The organism is Nocardia sp. NPDC055002, from assembly GCF_053608825.1.
The window spans coordinates 1-1517 of the sequence record NZ_JBSGWE010000024.1 but is presented as its reverse complement, the minus strand read 5'-3'; the positions used below and the strand labels follow the sequence as shown (position 1 = coordinate 1517).

Genomic DNA, 1517 nt, shown 5'->3' with positions numbered 1-1517 from the left:
AGGCCTACCCCGGTCATCACACCGAGCACTGCCGCAAGGAGGCCGGACTGGTCGCGGCGGGCGAGGACGAGCAGACCAGTGCACTCGTCCGTGAGGACGGGGTGATGGGTGGCTGGTCGTTGTTTGAGAACTGCACAGTGGACGCGAGCATCTGTGGCCAAGTTTTTAAGGGCGCACGGTGGATGCCTTGGCACCAGGAACCGATGAAGGACGTGGGAGGCCACGATAGTCCCCGGGGAGCTGTCAACCGAGCTTTGATCCGGGGGTGTCCGAATGGGGAAACCCGGCAGTCGTCATGGGCTGTCACCCGCTGCTGAACACATAGGCAGTGTGGAGGGAACGAGGGGAAGTGAAACATCTCAGTACCCTCAGGAAGAGAAAACAACCGTGATTCCGGGAGTAGTGGCGAGCGAAACTGGATGAGGCCAAACCGTATGCGTGTGATACCCGGCAGGGGTTGCGCATGTGGGGTTGTGGGATCTCTCTTTCACAGTCTGCCGGCTGTGAGACGAGTCAGAAACCGTTGATGTAGGCGAAGGACATGCGAAAGGTCCGGCGTAGAGGGTAAGACCCCCGTAGCTGAAATCTGTACGGCTCGTTTGAGAGACACCCAAGTAGCACGGGGCCCGAGAAATCCCGTGTGAATCTGGCGGGACCACCCGCTAAGCCTAAATATTCCCTGGTGACCGATAGCGGATAGTACCGTGAGGGAATGGTGAAAAGTACCGCGGGAGCGGAGTGAAATAGTACCTGAAACCGTGTGCCTACAAGCCGTGGGAGCGTCGGGCATAGCTTGCTATGCCTCGTGACTGCGTGCCTTTTGAAGAATGAGCCTGCGAGTTTGCGGTGTGTTGCGAGGTTAACCCGTGTGGGGAAGCCGTAGCGAAAGCGAGTCCGAACAGGGCGATTTGAGTAGCACGCTCAAGACCCGAAGCGGAGTGATCTAGCCATGGGCAGGTTGAAGCGGAGGTAAGACTTCGTGGAGGACCGAACCCACCAGGGTTGAAAACCTGGGGGATGACCTGTGGTTAGGGGTGAAAGGCCAATCAAACTCCGTGATAGCTGGTTCTCCCCGAAATGCATTTAGGTGCAGCGTCGTGTGTTTCTTGCCGGAGGTAGAGCACTGGATAGGCGATGGGCCCTACCGGGTTACTGACCTTAGCCAAACTCCGAATGCCGGTAAGTGAGAGCGCGGCAGTGAGACTGTGGGGGATAAGCTCCATGGTCGAGAGGGAAACAGCCCAGAGCATCGACTAAGGCCCCTAAGCGTACGCTAAGTGGGAAAGGATGTGGAGTCGCAGAGACAACCAGGAGGTTGGCTTAGAAGCAGCCACCCTTGAAAGAGTGCGTAATAGCTCACTGGTCTAGTGATTCCGCGCCGACAATGTAGCGGGGCTCAAGCGTACCGCCGAAGTCGTGTCATTGCAGCAATACTCCCAACGGAGGCTGTGATGGGTAGGGGAGCGTCGTGTGCCGGGTGAAGCAGCCGTGGAAGCGAGTTGTGGACGGTTCACGAG

At 57.9% G+C, this 1517-nt stretch carries 1 rRNA gene; it reads left to right on the top strand.

The features are described 5' to 3' along the window. Nucleotides 1-155: 155 nt before the first annotated feature. Nucleotides 156-1517 (top strand): 23S ribosomal RNA (locus tag ACWF99_RS33865); the annotation flags it as partial.